Genomic DNA, 22325 nt, shown 5'->3' with positions numbered 1-22325 from the left:
GGGAACTCCGGGAGGGGCCGACCGCCTCGGGCGGTCGGCGGGCGGGAAGGCCGAGGATGCGGCCGTTCCCGCCCGAGCACAGGAGGGACGCGTCAGGCGGCGATGCCGGAGGCGGGGCGGCGGCGTCCGCGAGCAGGCCGGCCCCGTCGTCCGCGTGCGGCGGAGTCGCTGCGCTTGGGGCGCTCGGCGACCGGCGCGGCGATGGTGACCGGCACACCGGGGGGCTCCTGGGCGCCGGTGATACGGCTCAGCTCGGCCTCGCCCGAGCGGACCTTGGTGACCTGGGCCGTGATACCCGCGTCGGCGATCAGCCGGCTCATGCCGCGGCGCTGGTCCGGCAGGACGAGGGTGACGACGGTGCCTGACTCTCCGGCGCGGGCGGTGCGACCGCCGCGGTGGAGATAGTCCTTGTGGTCGCTGGGCGGATCGACGTTGACGACGAGGTCCAGGTTGTCGATGTGGATACCGCGAGCTGCGACATTGGTGGCCACCAGGACGGTGACGTGCCCGGTCTTGAACTGGGCGAGGGTGCGGGTGCGCTGGGACTGGGACTTGCCGCCGTGCAGCGCCGAGGCGCGTACACCGGCGGCCAGAAGCCGCTTGGTGAGCCGGTCCACCGCGTGCTTGGTGTCCAGGAACATGATCACCCGACCGTCGCGGGCGGCGATCTCCGTGGTGGTGGCCACCTTGTCGGTGTCGTGCACATGCAGCACATGGTGCTCCATCGTGGTGACCGCCCCGGCGGAGGGGTCGACGGAGTGCACCACCGGGTCGCTCAGATAGCGCCGCACCAGGCGGTCGACGTTCCGGTCCAGGGTGGCCGAGAAGAGCAGCCGCTGCCCCTCGGGCCGTACCTGGTCGAGCAGCTGGGTCACCTGGGGCATGAAGCCCATGTCCGTCATCTGGTCCGCCTCGTCCAGGACGGTGATGGCAACCTGGTTCAGCCGGCAGTCGCCCCGGTCGATGAGGTCCTTGAGCCTGCCGGGCGTCGCGACGACGACCTCGGCCCCGGCGCGCAGCGCGCCCGCCTGCCTGCCGATCGACATGCCGCCCACCACGGCGGTGAGCCGGAGCTGCAGCGAGCGGGCGTAGGGGGTGAGCGCGTCGGTGACCTGCTGGGCCAGTTCCCGGGTGGGTACGAGGACGAGAGCCAGCGGCTGGCGGGGCTCGGCCCGCTGCCCTGCGGTGCGGGCCAGCAGGGCGAGGCCGAACGCGAGTGTCTTGCCGGAGCCGGTGCGCCCACGGCCCAGCACGTCCCGGCCGGCCAGCGAGTTCGGCAGCGTCGCCGCCTGGATCGGGAACGGCACGGACATGCCCTCGGAGACCAGCGCGGCACGCAGCCGGTCGGGCAGGTCCAGCTCGGCGAACTTCTCGACGGCCGGCAGCGGCGGAGTGCTGGTGGTCGGCAGCGCGAACTCCGTGGGGCGGGAGGCGGAACGCGGTCCCTGGCCGCCCGACCGCCCGGCCTTGGCCGAACGGGACGGAGCGCTCGCGCGGGCCGTCCCCAGCGGGCGGTTGCGGCCGCCCCGACCGGAGCCGGTGGCGGCACCCTTGCGGGAGCGGTAGGAGTTGTCGTTCGTGCGGGTTGAGCGATTCATACGGAACCTTCCTCGGTGCGGCACGCATCGAGGGGATTCCTGCAGCAGCAATGAGCCGCACGAGGATCCGCAAGAACGAGCCGAAGAAAAAGAGAAAACAAACCCGGCCGCAATTGGCGGACGGTTATTACATACAAAGCAGCGGGTCGGAACGGGCGGCGGCGGGTGAGCCGTGGAAAACGGCAGTCACTTCTCGGGCCGCGAGCGCCGGGATCCGGATTCCGCCCGGCGAAGTACGCGGAAGGGTGGCGGACGGCGCCGCCGTCGGCTCGCCGCGTACGGTGCCCGTCGAGGACGAGGGGCACGAGCGGTGTGGCGAGCCGGGGCGCACACGCACGGTGCGGGCCCCGGCTGCCGGTAGGCGTCAGCGTCAGGCCGGAACGATGTTCTCGGCCTGAAGGCCCTTCTGGCCCTGCGTGACGTCGAAGTTCACCTTCTGGCCTTCCTGAAGCTCGCGGAACCCGGAGGCGGCGATGTTCGAGTAGTGGGCGAACACGTCAGCGCCGCCACCGTCCTGCTCGATGAAGCCGAAACCCTTTTCCGCGTTGAACCACTTCACGGTGCCAGTTGCCATTCGATCTCCCTTGGGGGCAGTGACCGGAATCCGCACCTTGCGGAACCGGAGTCGCTGCGATGATTTACCCTCCGGGAAAACCCGAACTAAAAATTTACTCGATGTGCTCGCCGCGATGGAACATCGCTGGAGCATCTGTAATCTTTGGGAACCACAACTGCAACTCGCATCAGCGTAGCACGATCAAGCCGGTGGCTGCGATAAGTTCCCACTCGGCAAGGTCCTCGCCAGGGAAATTTCTGGCCGCTCATTTCCTGAATTTCTGCAGCGGCGACGGGAGATACCCGCCCCGAACCCTCGCCCGCGTGCGGATGCGGCCGCGGTCGCCGGAACAGCGGGTTGCCGTCGAAGCGGCGTCGGACACGGCGGCGACCTCGACCGAGGTATGTGATCGACCAGCCACCCACGGTCGCGGCAGGACGAACACGGCCGGATGTGCCCCGCACCGGCCATAGCTCCTCCCTCGCCCCTCCCTCGTCATCCTGCTTTCGCGAGCGAAGGTTTTCTCTACTGGGGAGGGCAGGGGTGCTCCCTTGTCTGGGGGGTCGGCGCCTCTCCCCCGACCGCTCGCATGTACCTCTTGGTCCGATCTAAGCTGGTACTACCTGCTTGGGATGGTTGGTACCGTCATGCTGCAAGTACTGATAGCCGTCATCGTCGTCGTGGCCGTCCTGGCGGCCATAGGTGTCCTGTCGGCGGTCCGCATCATCAAGCAGTACGAACGCGGTGTCGTACTGCGCCTCGGCCGCCTGCACCGGGACATACGAGGACCCGGACTGACGCTGATCGTTCCGTTCATCGACCGGCTGCGCAAAGTGAACATGCAGATCGTCACCATGCCCGTTCCGGCCCAGGAGGGCATCACACGGGACAACGTGACGGTGCGCGTGGACGCGGTCGTCTACTTCAAGGTCGTGGAACCGGCCTACGCGGTCATCCGGGTCGAGAACTACCAGTTCGCCGTCTCCCAGATGGCGCAGACCTCTTTGCGGTCGATCATCGGGAAGAGCGATCTGGACGATCTGCTCTCCAACCGGGAGAAGCTCAACCAGGGCCTGGAACTGATGATCGACAGCCCCGCCGTCGACTGGGGCGTACAGATCGACCGGGTGGAGATCAAGGACGTGTCGCTGCCGGACACCATGAAGCGGTCCATGGCCCGCCAGGCAGAGGCCCATCGTGAGCGCCGGGCCCGTGTCATCAACGCGGACGCGGAGCTCCAGGCCTCCAAGCGGCTGGCGGAAGCGGCCGAGCAGATGTCCGTACAGCCCGCCGCCTTGCAGCTCCGGCTGCTGCAGACCATCACGGCCGTCGCCGCCGAGAAGAACTCCACCCTTGTGCTGCCCTTCCCCGTGGAGCTCCTGCGCTTCCTGGAACGGGCGCAGCAGCCCGAGACCGACGAGGGAGACGAGGAAGGAGGAGCCCCGGCCGCATCCGCGTCCGGCACCTCGGTGGCCGAGGCACTGGCGGCCGCCGCCGAGGACACCGAGGACGCCGGGGAGACAGTGCCGAGCGGGGGCGGAAGGAACAGGCGGCGCAAGGTGGAGGAGGAGATCGCCCCCACCTTCCGGTCGGCGGGCCGCCAGTCCGGCTCGGCCCGTAAGCCGCGCCCGACCGCCGCCGAGTCGCTCACCTCCGCCACCGGCCCGCTGCCTCCCGACCCGGCCGCTCCGCGGCGGGATCCGGACATGGTGCTGCCGGAGCTGGAGGTGACCGGCCTGCCCACTGCGGAGGACACCGCCGCCGGACGCCCTCATGAGGAGCAGCCCGAGGATGCGGAGCACTCCGGCCGCGGCAGGTGGCGCCGCCACCACCACACGGGGGCCTGAGCCCGCCGGGGCCCGCCGTTCCAAAGGCAGGTCGCGGGTGTGGTTGCGGCCGGTGCCAGACGTTCCCGCGTGCCGCCGGCGGCAGCGCGGCCGGCGGCACGCGGGATTCCGGCCTCACTCCGGTACCGCGGCGGTGACATGGGAGGCCAGCGTCTTCTCCACCTGCGTGAGGACGCGCACCCCGTGCTCGGTGAGCGCCCCTCGAAGAGGCAGCAGTCCGGCCGCGGCCCGGCGTGCTTGCCCGTCCAACAGCAGATACCGCTCGCCGATCGCCTGCTCGGCCGCCCCGCGAACCACGGGAGGAGCAGGCGCCGCGGAGAGCACCCTGGCGTACAGCTCACGCGACCGGACCAGGGCCACCAACTGCCGGAACAATGCCGCCGACGGCCGTGAGCCGGGCCGCGGCGGGGTTTGCGCCCATGGCCGGTCCCGTTCGTCGCGCAGGAACGGAGCTGTCACCTGTGCGGCGTTGCAGCGGGTGTGCGTGCCCCCGCGCACCAGTGCCTCCGCGTACCGGACGACCGCAGGGACGCCCTTCCCGTGGCGGACCATCCGGCGCCGGTTGACGAAGATGGCGCCGTGCGTGGTGAAGTCGGTGAACCCGGCGATCCGGGAGCCGTCGACCACCCCGACCTGGCGGACCAGCACGGACAGTTCGGCCAGTATCGAGGGCCACACCTGGGCCAGCAGGCACGCCGAGGCGCAGAACGCCGCCCGCTCAGGACCGCCCCACCGCCCCACCACGTCGGCGACCTGCGCCGCCGGGCGCTCGGCCGACTTCCGATGCCATGGGGCGTCGCGGACGGCGCGTGCCACCGCCTGTGACAAGTGCGTCTCGGGAGGCGCGAGATCGGTGCGCCACGCCGCACAGGGAGAGTGCGCGGCGCGCCGCGCACTCCGCGCCGCCAGCAGTTCCAGGCGCGTCGCCTCCTGACAGTGCCACCGCGGTCCGGCACCGCGCGGCGTGCTCAGCATGTGCAACGCCGCGGCGTGCACGCCGGGATGCCACGGCTTCAGCTCATGTGCATGACCGCACCGGACAGCCGAACCGGCTCGTCCCGTGCCCGGTACCTCTCCGGCCGCCGCTGCCGCCGCGTGGGCACGGCTGGTCGCCAGCGCCTCGCTCACCCGCGCCTGTACTGCGCTTGCCTCGACGGACGCCATGCGCCCGTCCGGTGCGACGTCCACCCTGTGCTCTCTCCTTCATGGGAGGCGGGGCCCGCATGTCGCGGCCCCGCCGATCCGGGCGATCTACGACCCGAGTACTGCTCAGCCTTCCCCCTCTCCGCCTCCTTGTGCGGCATTCACGACAGTGCCCACGGGAGGAGACAGGCCACTCATGGCAGGGGGGCAAACCACTCATCACGGCGAATCGCCGCAGGCCTCCCGATCCGTCCTCCGGACCCGAAGGGCGGTCTGTTCGTGGGCCCCGCCCGGCTCCTAGGGTGAGTCCCCCACCGCCGTCCTGTGCCGGAGGTCCCCATGCTCGATGCCCGTCCGGTCAACCTCCTGGAGCTGCACCCGGACTTCGCAACCGATCCGTACCCGGCCTACGCGGCACTGCGGGAGCGGGGACCGGTGCACCGGGTGACCACCGACGGGGAGGAATCCTTCTGGCTGGTCGTGGGCCATGAGGCGGCTCGGGTCGCCTACACACATCCCCGGCTGAGCCGGGACTGGCGACGGTACGGCGCCCTGGCCACCGGCCTGCCGACGCCGACGACACTGGAGAACCCGGGAAACGCGCACATGCTGCTCGCGGACCCGCCCGACCACACCCGGCTGCGCCGCCTCGTCTCGCGGGAGTTCACACCGCGCCGGGTCGCGACGCTGGCCCCGGGCATCCAGGAACTGACCGACCGGCTGGTGGACGCGATGCTGGAGGCACCGGAGCGGCGCGCCGATCTCGTCGACGCCGTGGCCTTCCCGCTGCGGCTCACCGTGATCTGTGAGCTGCTGGGTGTCCCGGACATCGGCAGGGAGGCGTTCCGCCGATGGTCGGACGAGGTCGTCGCCCCCACGAGCGGCGACTCCGCCCGCGCCGCACACCGGGAGGCGGTCGCTCATCTGACGGGCCTGATAGCGGCGAAGCGCACGGACCCGGGGCCGGATCTGCTCAGCGCGCTCATCCACACGGTGGACGACGAGGGCGACAGGCTCTCGGAGGACGAACTGCTCTCCACCGCCTTCCTCCTCCTGATCGCCGGGCACGAGTCGACGGTGAACTTCCTGTGCAACGGGATCAGCGCCCTCTTCTCCCATCCGGAGCAGCTGGCTGCGCTGCGCTCCGGACCGGACACCCTGTTGGAGGGAGCGATCGAGGAGATGCTCCGCTACGACAGCCCGGTGGAGACGTCGACCCCGCGCATCGCGGTCGAGGACGCGGACATCTGCGGCAGCGTCGTACCGGCCGGCGGCGTGGTGCTGATCGCCGCGGCGGACGCCGGCCGCGATCCGGCCCGCTACGACCGGCCGGAAAGTTTCGACATCCGCAGAGGCGGCCGGGGGCACTTGAGCTTCGGCCATGGGGCGCACTTCTGCCTCGGCGCTCCGCTGGCCCGGCTGGAGGGGCGCATCGTCCTGCGCACGCTCCTCACCCGGTTGCCCGGACTCGCGCCCGACGGACCGCCGGCCGACCGGCTGTCCAGCCTGGTGCCCCGCGGCATCCGGCGGCTGCCCGTCCGCTGGTGAGCAGGGTGAGCGACGCCGTCACCGGGCGGTGACGCTCATGGTCAGTCCCGCCGGCAGCAGGGTGGTGCGGACGTCCGGCCGGGGCGCCCTGCTGGTGACGGTGAAGCGGAGCGAGCCGGCCAGGGCGCTCACCAGCGTCGAGAGTTCGACATCGGCCAGCGCCTTGCCGACGCACCAGCGGGTGCCCATGCCGTACGGCACATAGGTGCCGGTTTCCGGTTTCAGGTCCTGCCAGCGCTCCGGGCGGAAGCGGTCGGCGTCGTCGCCGAACGTCGCCGTGCTCCGGTGCAGCACGTACGGGGAGATCAGTACGGCGGCGCCCTCGGGTATCCGCCAGCCCGCGGCCTCCTGCTCGCCTCGCGCGGTGCGCACGATCAGCCAGTTCGGCGGCCAGAGCCGCAGCGTCTCGGCGAGCGTCCACCGTACGTACTCCGGCACACTCCCCTCTTCCGCCGAGTGGAGTGCGTGGGCACATGCCTCGGCCGTCCGGGGGTGGTCGGCCAGGGCGACCAGGCACCAGGTGACAGCGGCCGCGGGCACCCGGTAGGAGGCCAGACCGCTGGAGACGAGGATGCGCACCACGGCTTCCGTGCCGAGTCCGGAGGCGGTGAGGGCGTCGACGAGTCCACCGCTGCCGGGCCTGGCGAGCGCGCTGCGCAACTCGTCCTCCAGAGCGCTCTGCGCACGCACCGAGCGGCGGTAGCGCGGGAGAAGCCGCCGGAGCGCCCGCGGCAGCTGGAACGGGCTGGCGATCAGCGGGGTGATGGAGGCCAGCAGTTCGGCCGTGCGGGCGGGGACCGGGCCGGCGTCCCGCGAACCGAAGCAGTAGGTGGTGAAGGACCGGGCGGTGAGCTGTTCCAGGCCGAGGAGGGGGTCAGCGATGTCGCCCGCCGTCCGCCACTGCCGGCACAGCGCGTCGGCCGCGGAGGTGAGCCACCGCCGGTGCTCACGCAGCGGGTCGGGAGACATGCCGCGCTGGGTGGCCCGGCGACCGCGCATCCACTCCTGCGTGGCCGGATCGTCGCGCACGCCGCTCACCTCGTCGCGCCGGATGGTGCTGGTGACGAGGAAGTCGGTGTTGGTGCGGCGCAGCACCTCCTGCGCCGCGGCGGGGTCGTTGACCAGCACGGTGCCCTCGGCGAGCTGTACGACCGGGCCGTGCCGCCGGACGGCGGAGCCGAGCGTGCCGAGGCGGTCCTGCTCGTATCTCTCCAGGAACTCGGCGGGTGAGAACCCCGTGGGCGCGGGTGGACGGAGCACGGATCCCTCTCCTTCGGACATGCCGGCAGCCTCCGGACAGTGCCGGCAGAGCTCAGGCACGGGCGGCCCGGCCCCGGTGGATGCCGGGGCCGGGCCGCCGTGGAACTGCCGTGGCGCGGTGCCTAGGGGTTCAACAGGTGTCTACGTCAACAGGTGTCTACGGAACCCAGGGGTAGGCGCCGGCCGCCCCCTTGACGGTGATGCCCAGCTTGCTCGCCGCCTTGAACAGCATGCGCTTGGCCATGAACGTCCCCGTTCTGCGCGAAGTTGCCGGCCGAGGGCCGGCCCGACGCGCAGCAGCAAACCACACGCGCGCGCCCGCCGCCAGAGAGCGGAAGCAAGCTGCTCACCCCTCTGCCCTACTGGTCAACAGGCCTCCATACGGCGGCCTTTGACCCCGCCCGTGCATGCGTGCACGACCGCGGCTGCCGGCTGCCGGCTGCCTTCTGCTCTTACGGGCAGTCCACCACCTGCCCCGCGTAGCTGAGCCCCGCGCCGAAGCCGAGCAGGAGCACCGGATCGCCGGAACGCACCTCGCCCAGATCGATGAGCCGCGAGAGCGCCAGGGGGACGGAGGCCGCCGAGGTGTTGCCGCTTTCCACCACGTCCCGGGCCACGGCCGCGTTCACCGCGCCGAGGCCCTCAGCCATGCGTTCGATCATCCGTAGATTGGCCTGGTGGACGACCAGGCCCTTCAGGTCCGCCGGGGCGAGCCCAGCACGTCGGCAGGCCTCCACTCCGACCGCCACCAGCTCCGTGGTCGCCCACCGGTAGACGGGCTGGCCCCGCATCGTCAGACGGCTCCAGCGGTCGGGGATGGCCACGAGTGCGGCTCGCCCACCATCCCCGCCCCATACCACCGGATGGATACCGGTGTGCTCCGCCGCCCTCACCACGGCCGCGCCGGCTCCGTCCGCGAAGATGGGGGCGGTGTTGACGTCCTCCGGGTCGACCCAGTCCGTCATCCGCTCCGCGCCGACCACCAGTACGCAGCCACTGGTACCCGCCCGCACCATGCTGTCGGCCACCCCCAGGCCGTAGCAGAATCCGGCGCACGCCGCATTGACGTCGAACGCGCCGACGGTCGGTATGCCCAGCTCCGCGGCCGTGAGCGCGCCACCGCCCGGCATCGGTGACGGCATCGAACAGGTCGCCAGAATGAGCAAATCGACGTCGTCAGGTGTCAGGCCGGCCGAGGACAGCGCCTTGGACGCGGCATGCGCCGCCATTCTGGGGATGGACTCGCACGGCCCTGCGAATCGCCTTTCGCGTATGCCCACACGGCGCTCGATCCATTCAGGTGAGACGCCTAAAGAATTCTCCAAATCCGCGTTTCCCACCACCCGTTCCGGTCGGCTGGCGGCTACCGCCGCGATCCGCGAGCCGGGGGCTCCGCCCGCATACGAAGGTTTTGGAATTGACAAACCATTCACCCACCAAATCTTTGATGCGTCGTCATGTCCCTGGACTCGTGCGGGTGTTGCAGACGGAGTACGGCAGTGCGAGGATGACTGGGAGAAGCTATCCGACCGCCCTCCGAAGCCCGCGGGGTACCGGTATCTGTCATTCCGGTTTCAGCCGGAGCGGACATCAGCCGGAGCGGACAGCGGGGTGTGTCCGGATCAGTATTTCTCCTGCGACGAGGCGAGCCTCGGGAAGTTGGAGTGCACGATGAACGGGGATGAACGGCCGGACTGGGAAGGCTCACCGCGTTTAACGGAAACCGCCGGAGCGCGCGTGAGCACGCTGTCGGCGAAAAGGTCCGCATTGCAGACCTTGACCAACCGTGAACGCGAGGTTCTCAGGGTACTGGCAGCCGGCGAAAGCAATCGGGTCCTCAGCCGGAGGCTGGGGATCGCGGAACGGACGGTGAAGGCACATCTGACGAGCATCACCCGCAAGCTGGGGCTGAGGTCCAGGGTCGAGGCCGTACTGCTGTCGATGCAATGGACGGACGACCTGCTGCCGGAGCGGCCCGACGGCGACGGCCGGTAGCCGCCATGACCGGCCCCGTCACAGGGGACGGAGCGGCGGACGTGCCCCGTGTCCACGAGGTGGCGGTGGAGCTGCTGTGGCTCCCGGGGCACGTCACCGCTGCGCGTAAAGCCGCCGACGTGCTGGACGCCGAGGAGCGGCGACGGGCCGCCGCCTTCCAGGACCCGGTCGCACGCGAGCGCTTCGTCACCTCCCATGTGGGGCTGCGGCTGTTCCTGGGGGCACACCTGGGGACGGACCCGCGGGCGCTCGTGTTCTCCCGGCAAGAGTGCGGGATGCCCGGGTGCGGGCGTCCGCACGGACGGCCCGCCGTGGCCGGACGGCCCGAGGCGCACTTCTCGTTCTCGCACGCCGGGGACATGGCGCTCCTCGCGCTCTCCTCCTCCCCGGTGGGGGCGGACATCGAGTCCGAGGAGCTGGTGCGTGACGGTCTGGAGCGGGCGGGGCGGCGGCTGCACCCGGACGAACAACGCGCGCTCGCCACCCTGCCCACGGCTGTGCGCGCCCCGGCCGTGCTCGGCTGCCTCGTACGGAAGGAGGCGTACCTCAAAGGTGTCGGCTCGGGACTCGCCGGCGGGCTCGGCGCTCACCATGTCGGCCTCGCCGAGCGCTTCGCACCGGCTCCTGCCCCGCGGGGGCCGGCCGACTGGGTGCTGCGGGACGTGCCGGTGCCCGAGGGATACCAGGCCGCGGTGGCCGTGCGGCACACGGACACCGACGGCCCTTGCCCGGTGCTGCGCTGCACCCGCCGCCTCACTGCTGCTGCCCCGCCTTCCTGACCACCCGGTTCAGCCTGTCCATCCTGGTGGCCAGGCTCATCCGTCCCTCCAGGCGGAAGACCGGCGGGCGCCTGCCGTCCACGTCGTCGAAGTCGTACTCGGCCGCCAGGTCACCGGTGGCCAGCACCTGGCCGGTTCGCTCCATGACGTCGGGGTCGGCCAGCAGCGCTGCCACCGCCCGCCCCACGTACTCCGCCGAGTGCACGACCGAGGCCGGGCCGCTGCCCAGCGCCTCCCAGGCGGCCTCGACCCGTTCGGTGCGCACGAAACCGGGGTGCAGACCGACGGCGGCGATGCCCCGCTTGCGCAGGTCCGAGGCGAAACCTCGGCACATCCGGTCGGCCGCCGTCTTGAAGACGTCGTAGGCGACCTGGCCGAGGTAGATGTCGCCGTCCGAGAAGCTGATACCGACGATCAGTCCGCTGCGCCGCGGCAGCATCAGCGGCACCAGTCGTCGCGTCACGTCGTACTGTGCGCGCAGGGAGGTTTCGCAGAGGCTGTAGCGCCACAGCGGCTGCTCCCAGAACGGTGCGTCGAACCGGACCTCGTGGGAGCGTTCGTAGCCGCTCCAGGCGTTGTTCACCAGCAGGTCGAGCCCGTCCTGCTCGACGCTCAGCCGCTCGGCCAGTGCCTCGTTCTGTTCGGGGACGCCGTGGTCGCAGCGCAGGGCGATGCCTGTGCCACCGCGCCGCGTCACCTCCTCGGCGGTGTCCTCCACCGTGCCCGGCAGATCCTCGGTGCGCCGCCCGTCCCGGGTGCTGCGTCCGGTGACGTAGACGGTGGCGCCGGCTTCGCCCAGTGCCAGCGCGACGCCCCGCCCCACGCCTCGGCTCGCTCCGGTGACCACGGCCACCTTCCCGCCGAGATCCGGCGCCTTCCAGACTTCGTTCACCACCAGTGTCCTTCCGTGGGGTTCAGCCGAGGTGTTCGGCGGCGTAGGCGAGGCTGGTCGCGTAGGCCGCGGTGTCGTCGACCACGGGGATGCCGTAGCGGCTGCGCAGCATCGGCATGGAGGTGGGCAGGACTCCGCCGCTGCACCGGGTGACCTCTCCCACGTCGCGCAGCACGGACAGATAGGCGCGGGTCATGGGGTCGCGCCGGTCGATCTCGTCCGGGTCGAGCGTGTCCGCGTCCACCAGCGGTGGCGGAGTGAACGTCCGGCCCACGGCCGCCGCGTGTTTGGCCAGGACGCGCAGACAGCCTTCGACATCCATCGCCTCGGGCCCGTAGGAGACCCAGAAGGCGCCCTCGTCGTCGCCGAGTTCGACTGCCCGTACGACGGCTTTGGCCAGCAGGTCCTGAGCCACGAAGTCCATCCGGATGCCCGGGTGGACGGGTACGAAGGGGGCCCGGCCGCGCAGCAGCCAGTCGGACATCTGCTGGACGATCTGCCCCCGGGATGTCCATCCGGTCACGGCGTCGCCGATGAGGTTGGTCGGCCGGAAGACGGTGTGCGGCAGTCCGCTCTCCCGCAGCAGCTCCTCCGCCTGCCGTTTGGAGTCGATGTAGTTGCGGCAGATGTTCTCCGACCGCAGCTGTGCGGGCGCGCCGGGGAGCAGCGCGGCGACGAATTCGGTGCTCATGAAGTGCACCGTCGCCCCCGCCTGCGCGGCGAAGTCGATCACCTGCCGGGTGCCGTCGATGTTGACGGGGCGGTAGCGCTCGGCCGGCAACCCCCACTCCGTCAGCCCGGCGGAGTGGATGACGACATCCACCTCGGCCGCGAGGGCCCGGTAGCTGTCCGCGTCCAGCCCGAGGCGTTCGCGGGTCAGATCGCAGCGCAGCACCGGTTCGGCTGCCTCGGGTACCGGCGCGCTGCGGGCGGCCGGGATGATGCGCAGCCGGTCGGGGTGCTGCTCGCGCAGTACGGCGCGGCCGACGACACCGGACGCCCCGGTCAGCAGCACAGTGCGGGGACGGCTCATGCCCGTGCGTCCTTCCAGTCCATCAGCCGCGTCGCGGCGCGTACACCGGCGAACAGCGCCGGCTCGGGCGGGAACGAGGCGGGTGGCCTGCGATCGGCGCCGTCGACGAAGAGCAGCCGCGCGTAGTCGGTCTCCTTGCCGAGCGTCAGATCACGCAGCACCTTGCCCCCGGTGTGGGTGGCCGCGATCCCGTTGCCGCAGTAGCCGTATCCGTACAGCACGGAGCCGCCGGCCAGGGTGCCGAAGTGCGGGGCGAAGTCGCGCACCACATCGGCCACTCCCCCGTAGGCGTAGGTGAAGCGCACGTCCTGCCACTGGGGGAAGAAGCGCAGGAACTCCCGGTGGATCGCGCGGTAGACACCGGCGCGGTTCATGTTCCGCTGCCGTTTGTCCCGGCCGAAGTAGTACGGGGCCGGCCCTCCGGCGAACAGGACGCGGTTGTCCTGGGTGAGCCGGGCGCAGGTGAGCAGGGACTTGGCCTCGACCAGGCCCTCACGCCCCTCCCACCCGACCCGGGCCAGCTGGGCGTCGGTCAGCGGCTCGCTGACCATGGCGTACGTCCAGACCGGCACCACCTTGCGGCGGAAGGGGGGAAAGGCGTCCATGTGGACGTTGGTGGCGAGGATGACCTTGTCGGCCTTCACCCGACCGCCTGCGGTGACGACGGTGGGCCGCACCCCGGGTTCCACGCGCAGGCACGGCGAGTCGTCGTAGAGGGTCACGCCCCTCTCCTCGGCCACCCTCGCGATGCCCCGGGCCAGCTTGAACGGATTGACGAGGGCGCCCCCGGTGCGCAGGCCGCCCAGCAGGGCGGGCGAGTCCACCAGGGCCCGGGTGGCGTCCGAGGGCAGGATGCCGGGCTGTGCCGCGCCCATCCGCTCGGCGAGGGCCCGGTCGTCCTCCAAGCGTCTGAGCTGTGCCGGGCTGGTGGCGACCATGAGGTAGTCGTTGGCCTCGTACCCGGCGTCGATACGGTTGCGCCGGGTGAACCTGCCGAGCTCCAGGATGGACCTGCCGACCGCCCGTGACGCCTCCAGCGCGCGCTGCGGTCCGAACCGTTCGACCAGCGCCTGGATGTCCTTGCCGATGGTGGGGGTGACGAAGCCGTCGGCGCGGCCGGAGGCCCCGTACCCGGAGTGGCGGGCGTCGACGACGCGGATGTCGAGGGCCGGTTCGGCTTCCTTGAGGAAATACGCGGACCACAGGCCGGTGAAGCCGCCGCCGACGACGCAGACGTCGCAGTCGGCGTTTCCCCGAAGCGGGGGACGGGGTGTCACCCGCTCGGTGTCGTGCCAGTAGACCACGTGCTTGTACGCGTCCAATGAGCGCTCCTCGACAGGCCATGGTTGTGCCGAAATCAGCCGGCTTCGAGAGGGAATGCGAGAGGGAAAGTCAGGTGGCTTCGAAGGTGATACGCGACAGCCCCAGGTGACGGTTGTCGAAGTGGCCGACGGTCGCGCCCAAATAGCGTTCGTAATCGGCGACGACACGCTCTCCGGCGCTCTCGACGGCGGCCGTCCGGTTGTTGCGCAGCCGCCGCAGCCATTCCGCGCAGGTCCGGCTGTAGTGATCCGGGTCGTTGCGGAGCGTCACGACGTCGAAGTGCTTCTCGCTCGCCTCGACGACTTCCGACAACGCGGGAATCTCCGATTCCGGGAAGATGGTCTCGATGATGAACAGCAGATCGCGCACGGTCTGCCGGTCCATCCGCACGTTGTTGCCCTTGATGTTGGTCTGCAACGCGAGTCTGCCGCCGCTGGGGAGCCAGTCCCGGCAGCGTGTGAAGAACTCCCGGTAGGCGGCCACCCGTTCGGGCCGGGTCAGCCCGGTGCGCGCGAAGTGCTCGAAGGCCCCGATGGAGATGACCGCGTCGTAGGTTCCCTCGGGTTCGTGTTCCAGCCAGTTCTCCACCCGCACTTCGGTGCGGGGCAGTTCGCGGGCCCGCAGCAGCTCCGCCTGGCTGTCGCTGAGGGTGAGGCCCACCGCGTGCTCGACGCCGTGCTGCTCGACGAGGCGTGCGAGCAGGCTCCCCCAGCCGCATCCGATGTCCAGGACCCGCCGGGCGCCCGCGGCACGGGCCTGGTGGATCAGATAGTCGAGCTTGCGCCGCTGTGCGCTCTCCAGCGTCTCGTCGCCCTCCCACAGCGCGCAGGTGTAGGTGAGGTCCGCGTCCAGCCACAGGGCGAAGAAGTCGTTCGACACGTCGTAGTGGTGCCGGATGGACTCCGCCGTGGCCCCCTGGTAGGCGACGGTGGTCACGCTGCGGAGGTGTCCGAGGCGGCCTGTTCGGCGAGCTTCACCAGATCGCCCACCGTCTTGACGCCGGCCGCCTGGCTCTCGTCGAACGTGATCTCGAGATCGTCCTCGATGCCGTAGACGATATCGGCGATCTGCAGACTGGACAGGCCCACCGACTCGAAGGTGGTGTCGGCGTTCAGCGTCATCGTCGACGCCTTGCTGCCGAGCTTCTTGGCGATGCGTTCGCAGATCTCTTCAGCGGTAATCAACGGATACCTTCCCATGAGGACGTGCCCGGTGCCGGACGGTGCACGCGTGATCTGTTCGCACAGGCCTGACTGTTTCCCGGATGCTTCTCGCGAATACGCGTCGCACGCTTTTCGTGCCGCGCCTGCACGTCGCGCGGAAACCCTTCCTTCATGTACTTTCACGCTTCACGCAGCTACTTCGCTGCGCCAGTCGTGGGACAGCCGCAGACGCTAGCGGCACAGGTGCCCAGGGGCATTCCGGCCGCCTGCGGCGTACGGAAGGCCTTCACGCTACGAGACCGGTGGCGGCAGCTGCCATTGCCCTTTGGGGCATTGCTCCAAAGGGCAATGCCGTACGCCGGATTCCGGCTGACGGGACGTCGGTGGGGATGTTTAGCTTGTCCCGCACGAACGACCGCGACGGTCCGGCCCGCGACCCGGCCGACCCTCGCCGGACCGCCTCGCCGCCACGATCGCGTCCTTCCATTCGATCCTGCCCGCGTCCATCCGCTCCTGCCCGCGCCGCGCGCACCGGCCCGGTGGCAGCACGACTCCAAGCAGTCAGCCAACTTCTGGGAGATGACAGCCCCATGGACGGCCGAGAACATCGCTGGTTCATGCTCGGAGCGTCGGTGATCCCGCTCATCGCGGTCTTCGGCGCGATGGCCCTGTTGTGGAACAAGGTCTTCTACTGGTCGGACGTCGTGGTGCTGGTGATCATGTATGTGATCTCCGGCTTCGGCATCTCGACCGGCTACCACCGCATGCTCACGCACCGCTCCTTCGAGACGTACCGGCCCGTCCGTGTCGCTCTGGCGACCGCCGGCGCCATGGCCGGGCAGGGACCGCCGCTCATCTGGGCCGCGCACCACCGCAAGCACCACCGGGTGGCCGACAAGACGGGCGACCCGCACAGCCCCCACCTCGACTTCCCGCCCGGCTTCAAGGGGGCCATGGCCGGGCTGTGGCACTCCCACCTCGGGTGGCTCTTCGACGTCAAGCTGACCTCCGAGCCCATGCGCTACTGCCCCGACCTGGTGCGGGAGAAGCCGCTGCGCTGGCTCAGCGAGCATCTGCTGCTGGTGGTCACCGCCGGGGTGCTGCTGCCGGGAATCCTCGCCTTCGCGATCACCGGTGGTTCGCTGTACGCCGCGCTCACCGGCGTGGTCTGGGGCGGGCTGGTACGGATCTTCCTGATCAACCACATGACGTACGCGGTGAACTCGATCGGCCACTACTTCGGGCGCCGTCGCTTCGAGACCACCGACGAGTCGCGCAACGTGGCCTGGCTGTCGCTGCCGTCCTTCGGCGAGGCCTGGCACAACAACCACCACGCCTTCCCGCGCTCGGCCCGGCACGGCATGAAGTGGTACGAGGTCGACCTGAGCGCCATCCTCATCTGGTGCCTGGAGAAGACCCGCCTGGCCTGGAAGGTCATCCGGATCGACAGCGAACGGCTGACCCTGCGGGAGGCCGGCATCAGCCGGGTGGACGGCGCATCTCTCGACCGCCGTCAGCTGCTGGAGGGCCAGCAGAAGCTGGCTCCCATGGCGGAGCGCTCCCGCGACTCCGACACCTCTCTGGTGGACGTGGAGTAGCCACCCACCGGGGTGCGGTGACGGGAAGACCGGGCGACGAGACAAGGGGTTCGATGGATTTCTTCAACGCCCTCACCAACGGGTCCTCGCGTGCGGTGCTCCACGCGTGGACCGGCGACGAGTTCGAGCACCTGCCCTGGCGCGAGGTGGCCCGGGACGCACACGGCATGGCTGCCCGGCTCCGGGAACTGGGCGTACGGCCCGGCACCCGGGTCGCCTGCGTCCTGACCAACACCCCCGACACCGTGCGGGGGCTGCTCGGGATCTGGCTGGCGGGCGGGGCGGTGGCCTCCTTGCCGCTGCCCACCCGCGGCCAGAGCGCGCAGGCGTACGGTGAGCAACTGGTCGCGCTGTCGGCCCGGCTGGAGCCCACGCTGCTCCTGCTGGACGACGAGCTGGTCCCCCTCGTTCCGGGGGAGTTGGCGGCGCAGGTGCCGATCCGCGGCTGGGCGACGCTGCACGGCAGCGGCTCGGTGGACCCCTCCCCGCCCGGCCGCGACGAGCTGGCGTTCATCCAGTACTCCTCGGGCAGCACCAGCACGCCCAAGGGGTGTGCCCTGACGACCGGTTCGGTCGAGCGGCAGCTGGAGATCATCCTGCAGCTGACGGGCGGGCGCCCCGGGGCGGACACCGTGGTCTCCTGGCTCCCCCTCTCCCACGACATGGGCATGTTCGGCTGCCTGCTGTACTCGTGGGCGTACGACTTCGACCTCGTCCTCTCGACGCCCGAGCGGTTCGGCATGGCGCCGCGCAGCTGGTTCCGTGACATGTCGGAGTACGAGGCGACGATGACCGCGGGCACCAGTACGGCCGTGCATCTGGCCACCCGTGCACAGGGCAAGGGTTCGCTGCCCCGGCAGCTGCGGCTGCGTGCGGCCGTCATCGGCGCGGAACGCATCGACGGGGACACCCTGACGGCGGCCACCGAGAAGTTCCGGCCCTTCGGCCTGTCCGACACCGCGTTCCAGCCGGCGTACGGCATGGCGGAGGCCACCCTGGCCGTGACGGGCAAGCCCTGGCAGCACAAGCCCCGGCTGCTGTCCTTCGACCGGCTCGCCCTCGTGGACGGCTCGGCGGTCGAGGTGGAGCCCGAGCACCCCAGGGCCTCCCGGCTGGTGTCCAACGGTGTCGCCCTGCCGGGCGTGTCGGTGCACGCGGGAGAGGCCGGGCAGGTCGCCGAGATCGAGGTCTCCTCGCCGAGTCTGGCCTCCGGCTACCACCGGGACCCGGAGCGGACCGCCGAGCGCTTCCGGGACGGCCGGTTGCACACCGGTGACCTCGGCTTCCTGCACGAGGGCGAGCTGTATGTGACGGGCCGGCTCGACGACATGCTCTCGGTCGGCGGCCGGAAGGTGTACGCCTCGGAGATCGAATCGGCCGTCGACTCCCTGACCCACATCCGCAAGGGCTGCGCGGCCGTGGTCGAGGCGGGGGGCTCAGGCGGCGCGCAGCTGGTGCTGCTGGCCGAGGCGATGGGAAAGCCGCGCGACTTCCGCCCCCTCGCCGAGGAGGCGGCGTCGCTGGCCATGGACCGGGCCGGAGTCGCACTCGCCGAGTGCCTGTTCCTGCCGCGCGGCACGCTGCCCAAGACACCGAGCGGAAAGATCCAGCGCTTCCGCTGCCGGTCGCTGCTCCAGGACGAACTGCTGGAACCGGTGGCACGGGTGGCCCTGGCCTGAGACACGGGCGCGTCAGGCGCGCCCGTTCACCGCGCACCGCCCCGCCCGAGTCACCACAGGAAGGACGCGACACATGACTGTCTTGCCCTCTGCCGTCGGCATCGCGGGCACCGGCAGCCATCTCCCGCACGAGCCGGTCGGTGTGGAGACGTATCTGGCGGCCGGTCTCGAACTGAGCCCGATGGACAACGGCCCGCTGTTGCGCCCTCCGCAGTGGCGGCACCACGTCAAGCCGGGAGACCGGGCAGCGGAGTTGATCGAACGTGCCGCGCTGCCGATGTTCGAACGGCTCGGGGTGGACCCGGCGGCCGAGGTGGACCTGCTGCTCACCAATGTGCTGCTGCCCGACGACCTGTTCACCGGATGCGGGGCCGACACGGCCGACCGGCTGGGCATCACACCCGAGTCGATCATCGACCTGCACAACGGAGGATGCGCGTCCTTCCCCTACATGCTGAAGATCGCCGCGGGACTGATGGCCGCGCACGGAGCCCGTGGCGCGCTGATCGCCAATGTGCAGAACACGGCCGGGCAGATCTTCGCCCAGCCGGGGAACCGCTTCAAGCAGCACAGCGTGGTGGCCGGCGACGGATGCGGCGTCGCCTACCTCACCGCCGACGCCCCCTCCCGGCTGCTGGGGGTGCGCACGCGCAACACCCCCGCCACGGCACGGGACGTCGGCATGGCGACCGAGGACGGCCGGTACTACTGGGAGAGCGGCTCCAGCGTCCTGGACGTGCAGTTCGACGCGGCGAAGACCAAGGAGACCCTGGACTTCGGCAATCGCATCGTGCCCGAACTGGTCCGGGAACTCGCCCAGGAGCACGGCTTCGCCGTCGAGGACATCGACGTACTCGTCACCAACCAGCCGAACCGGATCTTCCTGCGCAACTGGCGCACTGCGCTGGGCATCCCACCCGAACGTCATCCGGACACCTACGACCTGTACGGCAACCTCTACGGGGCCGCCGCGCCGGTGACGCTGCACCGGGCGCTGACCGACGGCCGCATCGAGCCGGGCGACCTGGTGGTGACCGCCGGGTTCGCCCATGCGGGCGACTTCGCCGCAGCCGCCGCCCTCCGCTTCTGAACAGTCCCGCTCGTCATCCGCCCCGGACCGGCACCCGGCCCCGTTCCCCCGTCCCCCAGTTCCCCGTTCCCCTGGTGTCCGGCCTTCGGGCCGGACCTCGACTCAGCAATGGCGTGGCGACCCGCACCTGGTCGCGGCACGAACGTGACGGAGAAACAGATGCAAGCGACGACGACCGGTGAGCGCCCAGCACGCCGACCCCGGCGATCCGCGCTGCGCGGCATGCTCATCGGCACCGCCCTCGCCGTGGCGGTGGTGTCGACGGCCCCGGTCGCGGCCGCCGGTACGTCGGAAGCGGACCCGCCCCCCTCGGTCTCGACGGCATGCGGCACCCCGCTGTCGGCCTCGGAGGTACGGTCCGTCGTCGCCCTGTCCGACACCTCCACCCTCACCGGTGACGACCCGCTGGACCGCTTCGACCAACAGGTCTCCCGGACCCGGCGGATCACCGCGATCCTGGTACGCCACCAGGACCGGCGCGGGCTGTTCGCCGTCGGCCTCGACGCCATGGAGCGCACCGTCATGCAGCCTCTGCTGCGCGGGACGGCGTTCCACGACCCGGCGTTCGGGCACGCCTTCACACCGGAACTGCTGCGGCGGTACCTGGCGACCGTGCACGACGAGTTCCTCGGGCGGCCCACTCCACCGCACTGGAAGCGGTACTACGACCTGGCGCACCACTGCGACACATCGCCGGCGCGGGTGGCCATGGCGGGCTACAACGCCCACCTCACCGTCGACATCGGTCACACGCTCGCGACCGTGGACACCGGGCTGCGGCACGCCCCCGACTACGCGACGGTGACCGGCGCCCTCCTGAAGCACAACAGCCTCGTCGTGAAGACGACGAAAGAGGCGTACGGGGTGGATCTGAGCGGCGTCTGGTCGCTCGTGGCGACGACCGGCCCCGTGATGTACACGATCGTCTTCGTCAACGGCCTCGCGCTGCGGATTCCTCCGGTCAGGCCGATCGTCCAGGCCGAGATCGCGCTGGTGTGGCGCACTACGGACGCCGCGCTCACGGTGGCCACCGCGTAGTGCCGGCTCTCGAAAGGGTGACAAGTCAGTGGGTGAGCAACCGAGCACTCCGCAGGCCGAGCAGGCAGCACGGACACCTGCCCATGACCGGCTCCGCGTCGTGTTGGACGTCGTGCTGGCGGAGACGGCGGCGCTCCTCGGCCAGGAACCGACCGACATCGATCCGTCCCGGCCGTACCTGGACTACGGCTACAACTCGCTGGCGGCTGTCGAACTGACCCAGCAGCTGGGCCGGTTGTACGGCGTCGAACTGCCGCTGACGATGCTCTTCGACCAGCCGACCCCCCACGCGGTGGCCGACTACCTGCTCTCCCGGCTCGGTCTGCCCACAGCCGCCGACGCCACCGGGGACGCAACCACGGGTGGCGGAGACACGGGTGACTCGGCCACGGACGGCGGCGCGGCGGGCAGCGGGGCCACCGACGCGGAGCCGACCCGGAGCAAGGGGCGGGCCCGCGCGGATGCGGTTTCGCCGCACGCCGAGGACGATCCCATCGCGGTGGTGGGGATGGCCTGCCGCCTTCCGGGCGGGGTGAACTCGCCGGAGGAGTTGTGGCGGTTGGTGGCCGAGGGCCGGGATGCGATCTCCGGCTTCCCCACCGACCGGGGCTGGAACGTGGAGGAGCTGTACCACCCCGATCCCGACCACCCCGGCACCACCTCAGCCCAAGGCGGCGGCTTCATACCGGACGTGGCCGACTTCGACGCCGACTTCTTCGGGATCAGCCCACGCGAGGCGCTGGCGATGGATCCGCAGCAGCGGTTGCTGCTGGAGGGCGTGTGGGAGGCGTTCGAGAACGCGGGCATCGACCCGGAGAGCATGCGCGGCAGCCGGACAGGCGTCTTCGCCGGGGTGACCGGCACCGACTACGCCTATCTGGCCCATGCGGACCGCACAAACCTGCAGGGCTACTGGGGCCTGGGCACGCTGAGCGCGGTGGCGTCCGGTCGGGTGGCGTATACGTTCGGGTTCCAGGGGCCCGCGTTGACGGTGGACACCGCCTGCTCCTCCTCCCTGGTCGCCACCCACCTGGCCATCCAATCCCTACGCCAAGGCGAAAGCACCCTCGCCATCGCCGCAGGCGTCACCGTCATGGCCACCCCCACCGTCTTCATCGAATTCTCCCGCCAACGCGCCCTGTCCCCCGACGGACGCTGCCGCAGCTTCGACGCCACCGCCGACGGCACCGGCTTCTCCGACGGCCTCGCCATCCTCCTCCTCGAACGCCTCAGCGACGCCCAACACAACGGCCACCACATCCACGCCCTCATCCCCGGCAGCGCCATCAACCAAGACGGCGCCAGCAACGGCATGACCGCCCCCAACGGCCCAGCACAACAACGCACCATCACCGCAGCACTCAAAAACGCCCACCTCACCCCCCACGACATCGACGCCATCGAAGCCCACGGCACCGCCACCACCCTCGGCGACCCCATCGAAGCCCAAGCACTCCACAACACCTACGCCCCCCACCGCCCCACCCACCAACCCCTCCACCTCGGCTCCCTCAAATCCAACATCGGCCACACCCAAGCCGCCGCCGGCATCGCCGGCACCATCAAAATGATCACCGCCCTCCACCACCACACCCTCCCCCCAACCCTCCACATCACCCAACCCACCCCCAAAATCAACTGGAACAACACCCCCCTCACCCTCCTCACCACACCCCAACCCTGGCACCCCACACCCCACCGACCCCGCCGCGCCGCCATCTCCAGCTTCGGCGCCAGCGGCACCAACGCCCACCTCATCCTCCAAGAACCACCCAACGACACC

General features: G+C 70.6%; 19 protein-coding genes. 9 read left to right on the top strand and 10 right to left on the bottom strand.

The annotated features are described in order from the left end of the window. Window positions 1–92: 92 nt before the first annotated feature. Both KBY19_RS27495 and KBY19_RS27490 read right to left on the bottom strand, forming a co-directional pair. On the bottom strand, window positions 93–1598 hold the full coding sequence (locus KBY19_RS27495) for a DEAD/DEAH box helicase (RefSeq protein ID WP_099885907.1): 1506 nt from the start codon (window positions 1596–1598) through the stop codon (window positions 93–95). 370 nt (window positions 1599–1968) lie between these two features. Next, complete coding sequence (locus KBY19_RS27490; protein WP_099885906.1) at window positions 1969–2172, bottom strand: cold-shock protein; 204 nt, start codon at window positions 2170–2172, stop codon at window positions 1969–1971. Window positions 2173–2801: 629 nt separating this feature from the next. Between KBY19_RS27490 and KBY19_RS27485 the strand changes: the two genes are divergently transcribed. Then, on the top strand, window positions 2802–4001 hold the full coding sequence (locus KBY19_RS27485) for a slipin family protein (protein WP_210966923.1): 1200 nt from the start codon (window positions 2802–2804) through the stop codon (window positions 3999–4001). Between the two features lie 114 nt (window positions 4002–4115). On the opposite strand, the gene KBY19_RS27480 is transcribed toward KBY19_RS27485, so the two are convergent. Continuing rightward, window positions 4116–5189: a hypothetical protein gene (locus tag KBY19_RS27480; protein WP_210966922.1), complete on the bottom strand. Its 1074-nt coding sequence runs from the start codon at window positions 5187–5189 to the stop codon at window positions 4116–4118. A 294-nt stretch (window positions 5190–5483) separates the two neighbouring features. Here KBY19_RS27480 and KBY19_RS27475 point away from each other — a divergent pair, with 294 nt between their 5' ends. Continuing rightward, window positions 5484–6692: a cytochrome P450 gene (locus KBY19_RS27475; protein ID WP_210966921.1), complete on the top strand. Its 1209-nt coding sequence runs from the start codon at window positions 5484–5486 to the stop codon at window positions 6690–6692. An 18-nt stretch (window positions 6693–6710) separates the two neighbouring features. Here the strand turns inward: KBY19_RS27475 and KBY19_RS27470 are convergent, their stop codons facing one another. Both KBY19_RS27470 and KBY19_RS27465 read right to left on the bottom strand, forming a co-directional pair. Next, the gene (locus tag KBY19_RS27470; RefSeq protein ID WP_185019076.1) at window positions 6711–7952 is read right to left on the bottom strand and encodes a cytochrome P450; all 1242 of its coding nucleotides are present in this window, start codon (window positions 7950–7952) and stop codon (window positions 6711–6713) included. 452 nt (window positions 7953–8404) lie between these two features. Next, window positions 8405–9370: a beta-ketoacyl-ACP synthase 3 gene (locus tag KBY19_RS27465; RefSeq protein WP_210966929.1), complete on the bottom strand. Its 966-nt coding sequence runs from the start codon at window positions 9368–9370 to the stop codon at window positions 8405–8407. Window positions 9371–9623: 253 nt separating this feature from the next. Here KBY19_RS27465 and KBY19_RS27460 point away from each other — a divergent pair, with 253 nt between their 5' ends. Continuing rightward, the gene (locus KBY19_RS27460) at window positions 9624–9947 is read left to right on the top strand and encodes a response regulator transcription factor (RefSeq protein WP_099886999.1); all 324 of its coding nucleotides are present in this window, start codon (window positions 9624–9626) and stop codon (window positions 9945–9947) included. Between the two features lie 41 nt (window positions 9948–9988). Then, a complete protein-coding gene (locus KBY19_RS27455; protein ID WP_307843638.1) occupies window positions 9989–10726 on the top strand; it encodes a 4'-phosphopantetheinyl transferase superfamily protein in 738 nt (245 codons plus the stop codon). Here KBY19_RS27455 and KBY19_RS27450 read toward each other — a convergent pair. The 5 genes from KBY19_RS27450 to KBY19_RS27430 form a co-directional block, all read right to left on the bottom strand. Beyond that, window positions 10701–11618 carry an SDR family NAD(P)-dependent oxidoreductase gene (locus KBY19_RS27450; protein WP_185019074.1) on the bottom strand — a complete coding sequence of 306 codons (918 nt, stop codon included), beginning with the start codon at window positions 11616–11618 and terminating at the stop codon, window positions 10701–10703. The genes KBY19_RS27455 and KBY19_RS27450 overlap by 26 nt on opposite strands. A gap of 22 nt (window positions 11619–11640) precedes the next feature. After that, a complete protein-coding gene (locus tag KBY19_RS27445) occupies window positions 11641–12651 on the bottom strand; it encodes an SDR family oxidoreductase (protein ID WP_210966919.1) in 1011 nt (336 codons plus the stop codon). After that, entirely contained in the window at window positions 12648–13973 is a 1326-nt protein-coding gene (locus KBY19_RS27440; protein WP_185019072.1) for an FAD-binding oxidoreductase, read from the bottom strand. The genes KBY19_RS27445 and KBY19_RS27440 overlap by 4 nt, the downstream gene beginning before the upstream one ends. Before the next feature lie 70 nt (window positions 13974–14043). Then, window positions 14044–14910 (bottom strand): cyclopropane-fatty-acyl-phospholipid synthase family protein, encoded by an 867-nt coding sequence (locus KBY19_RS27435; RefSeq protein WP_099885899.1) that lies wholly within the window; start codon window positions 14908–14910, stop codon window positions 14044–14046. Next, window positions 14907–15158, bottom strand: coding sequence for an acyl carrier protein (locus tag KBY19_RS27430; protein WP_099885898.1), 252 nt, complete (start codon window positions 15156–15158; stop codon window positions 14907–14909). Before KBY19_RS27430 ends, KBY19_RS27435 begins: the two co-directional genes overlap by 4 nt. A gap of 569 nt (window positions 15159–15727) precedes the next feature. On the opposite strand from KBY19_RS27430, the gene KBY19_RS27425 reads away from it, so the two are divergent. From KBY19_RS27425 to KBY19_RS27405, 5 genes are all read left to right on the top strand, one after another. Further along, window positions 15728–16735 carry an acyl-CoA desaturase gene (locus tag KBY19_RS27425; protein ID WP_099885897.1) on the top strand — a complete coding sequence of 336 codons (1008 nt, stop codon included), beginning with the start codon at window positions 15728–15730 and terminating at the stop codon, window positions 16733–16735. A gap of 53 nt (window positions 16736–16788) precedes the next feature. Next, on the top strand, window positions 16789–18414 hold the full coding sequence (locus KBY19_RS27420) for an AMP-binding protein (RefSeq protein ID WP_099885896.1): 1626 nt from the start codon (window positions 16789–16791) through the stop codon (window positions 18412–18414). Window positions 18415–18487: 73 nt separating this feature from the next. Next, complete coding sequence (locus KBY19_RS27415) at window positions 18488–19504, top strand: 3-oxoacyl-ACP synthase III family protein (protein ID WP_210966918.1); 1017 nt, start codon at window positions 18488–18490, stop codon at window positions 19502–19504. Between the two features lie 159 nt (window positions 19505–19663). Continuing rightward, complete coding sequence (locus KBY19_RS27410) at window positions 19664–20542, top strand: DUF5995 family protein (RefSeq protein WP_210966917.1); 879 nt, start codon at window positions 19664–19666, stop codon at window positions 20540–20542. 28 nt (window positions 20543–20570) lie between these two features. Further along, on the top strand, window positions 20571–22325 hold a 1755-nt coding region (locus tag KBY19_RS27405; protein WP_210966916.1), incomplete at its 3' end, for a beta-ketoacyl synthase N-terminal-like domain-containing protein.

The sequence above is a fragment of the Streptomyces sp. B15 genome, from assembly GCF_018070605.1.
Taxonomy (GTDB): Bacteria; Actinomycetota; Actinomycetes; order Streptomycetales; family Streptomycetaceae; genus Streptomyces; species Streptomyces smyrnaeus.
Note: the sequence above shows the minus strand (reverse complement) of the source record. Positions and strands in the feature narration are given on the sequence as shown.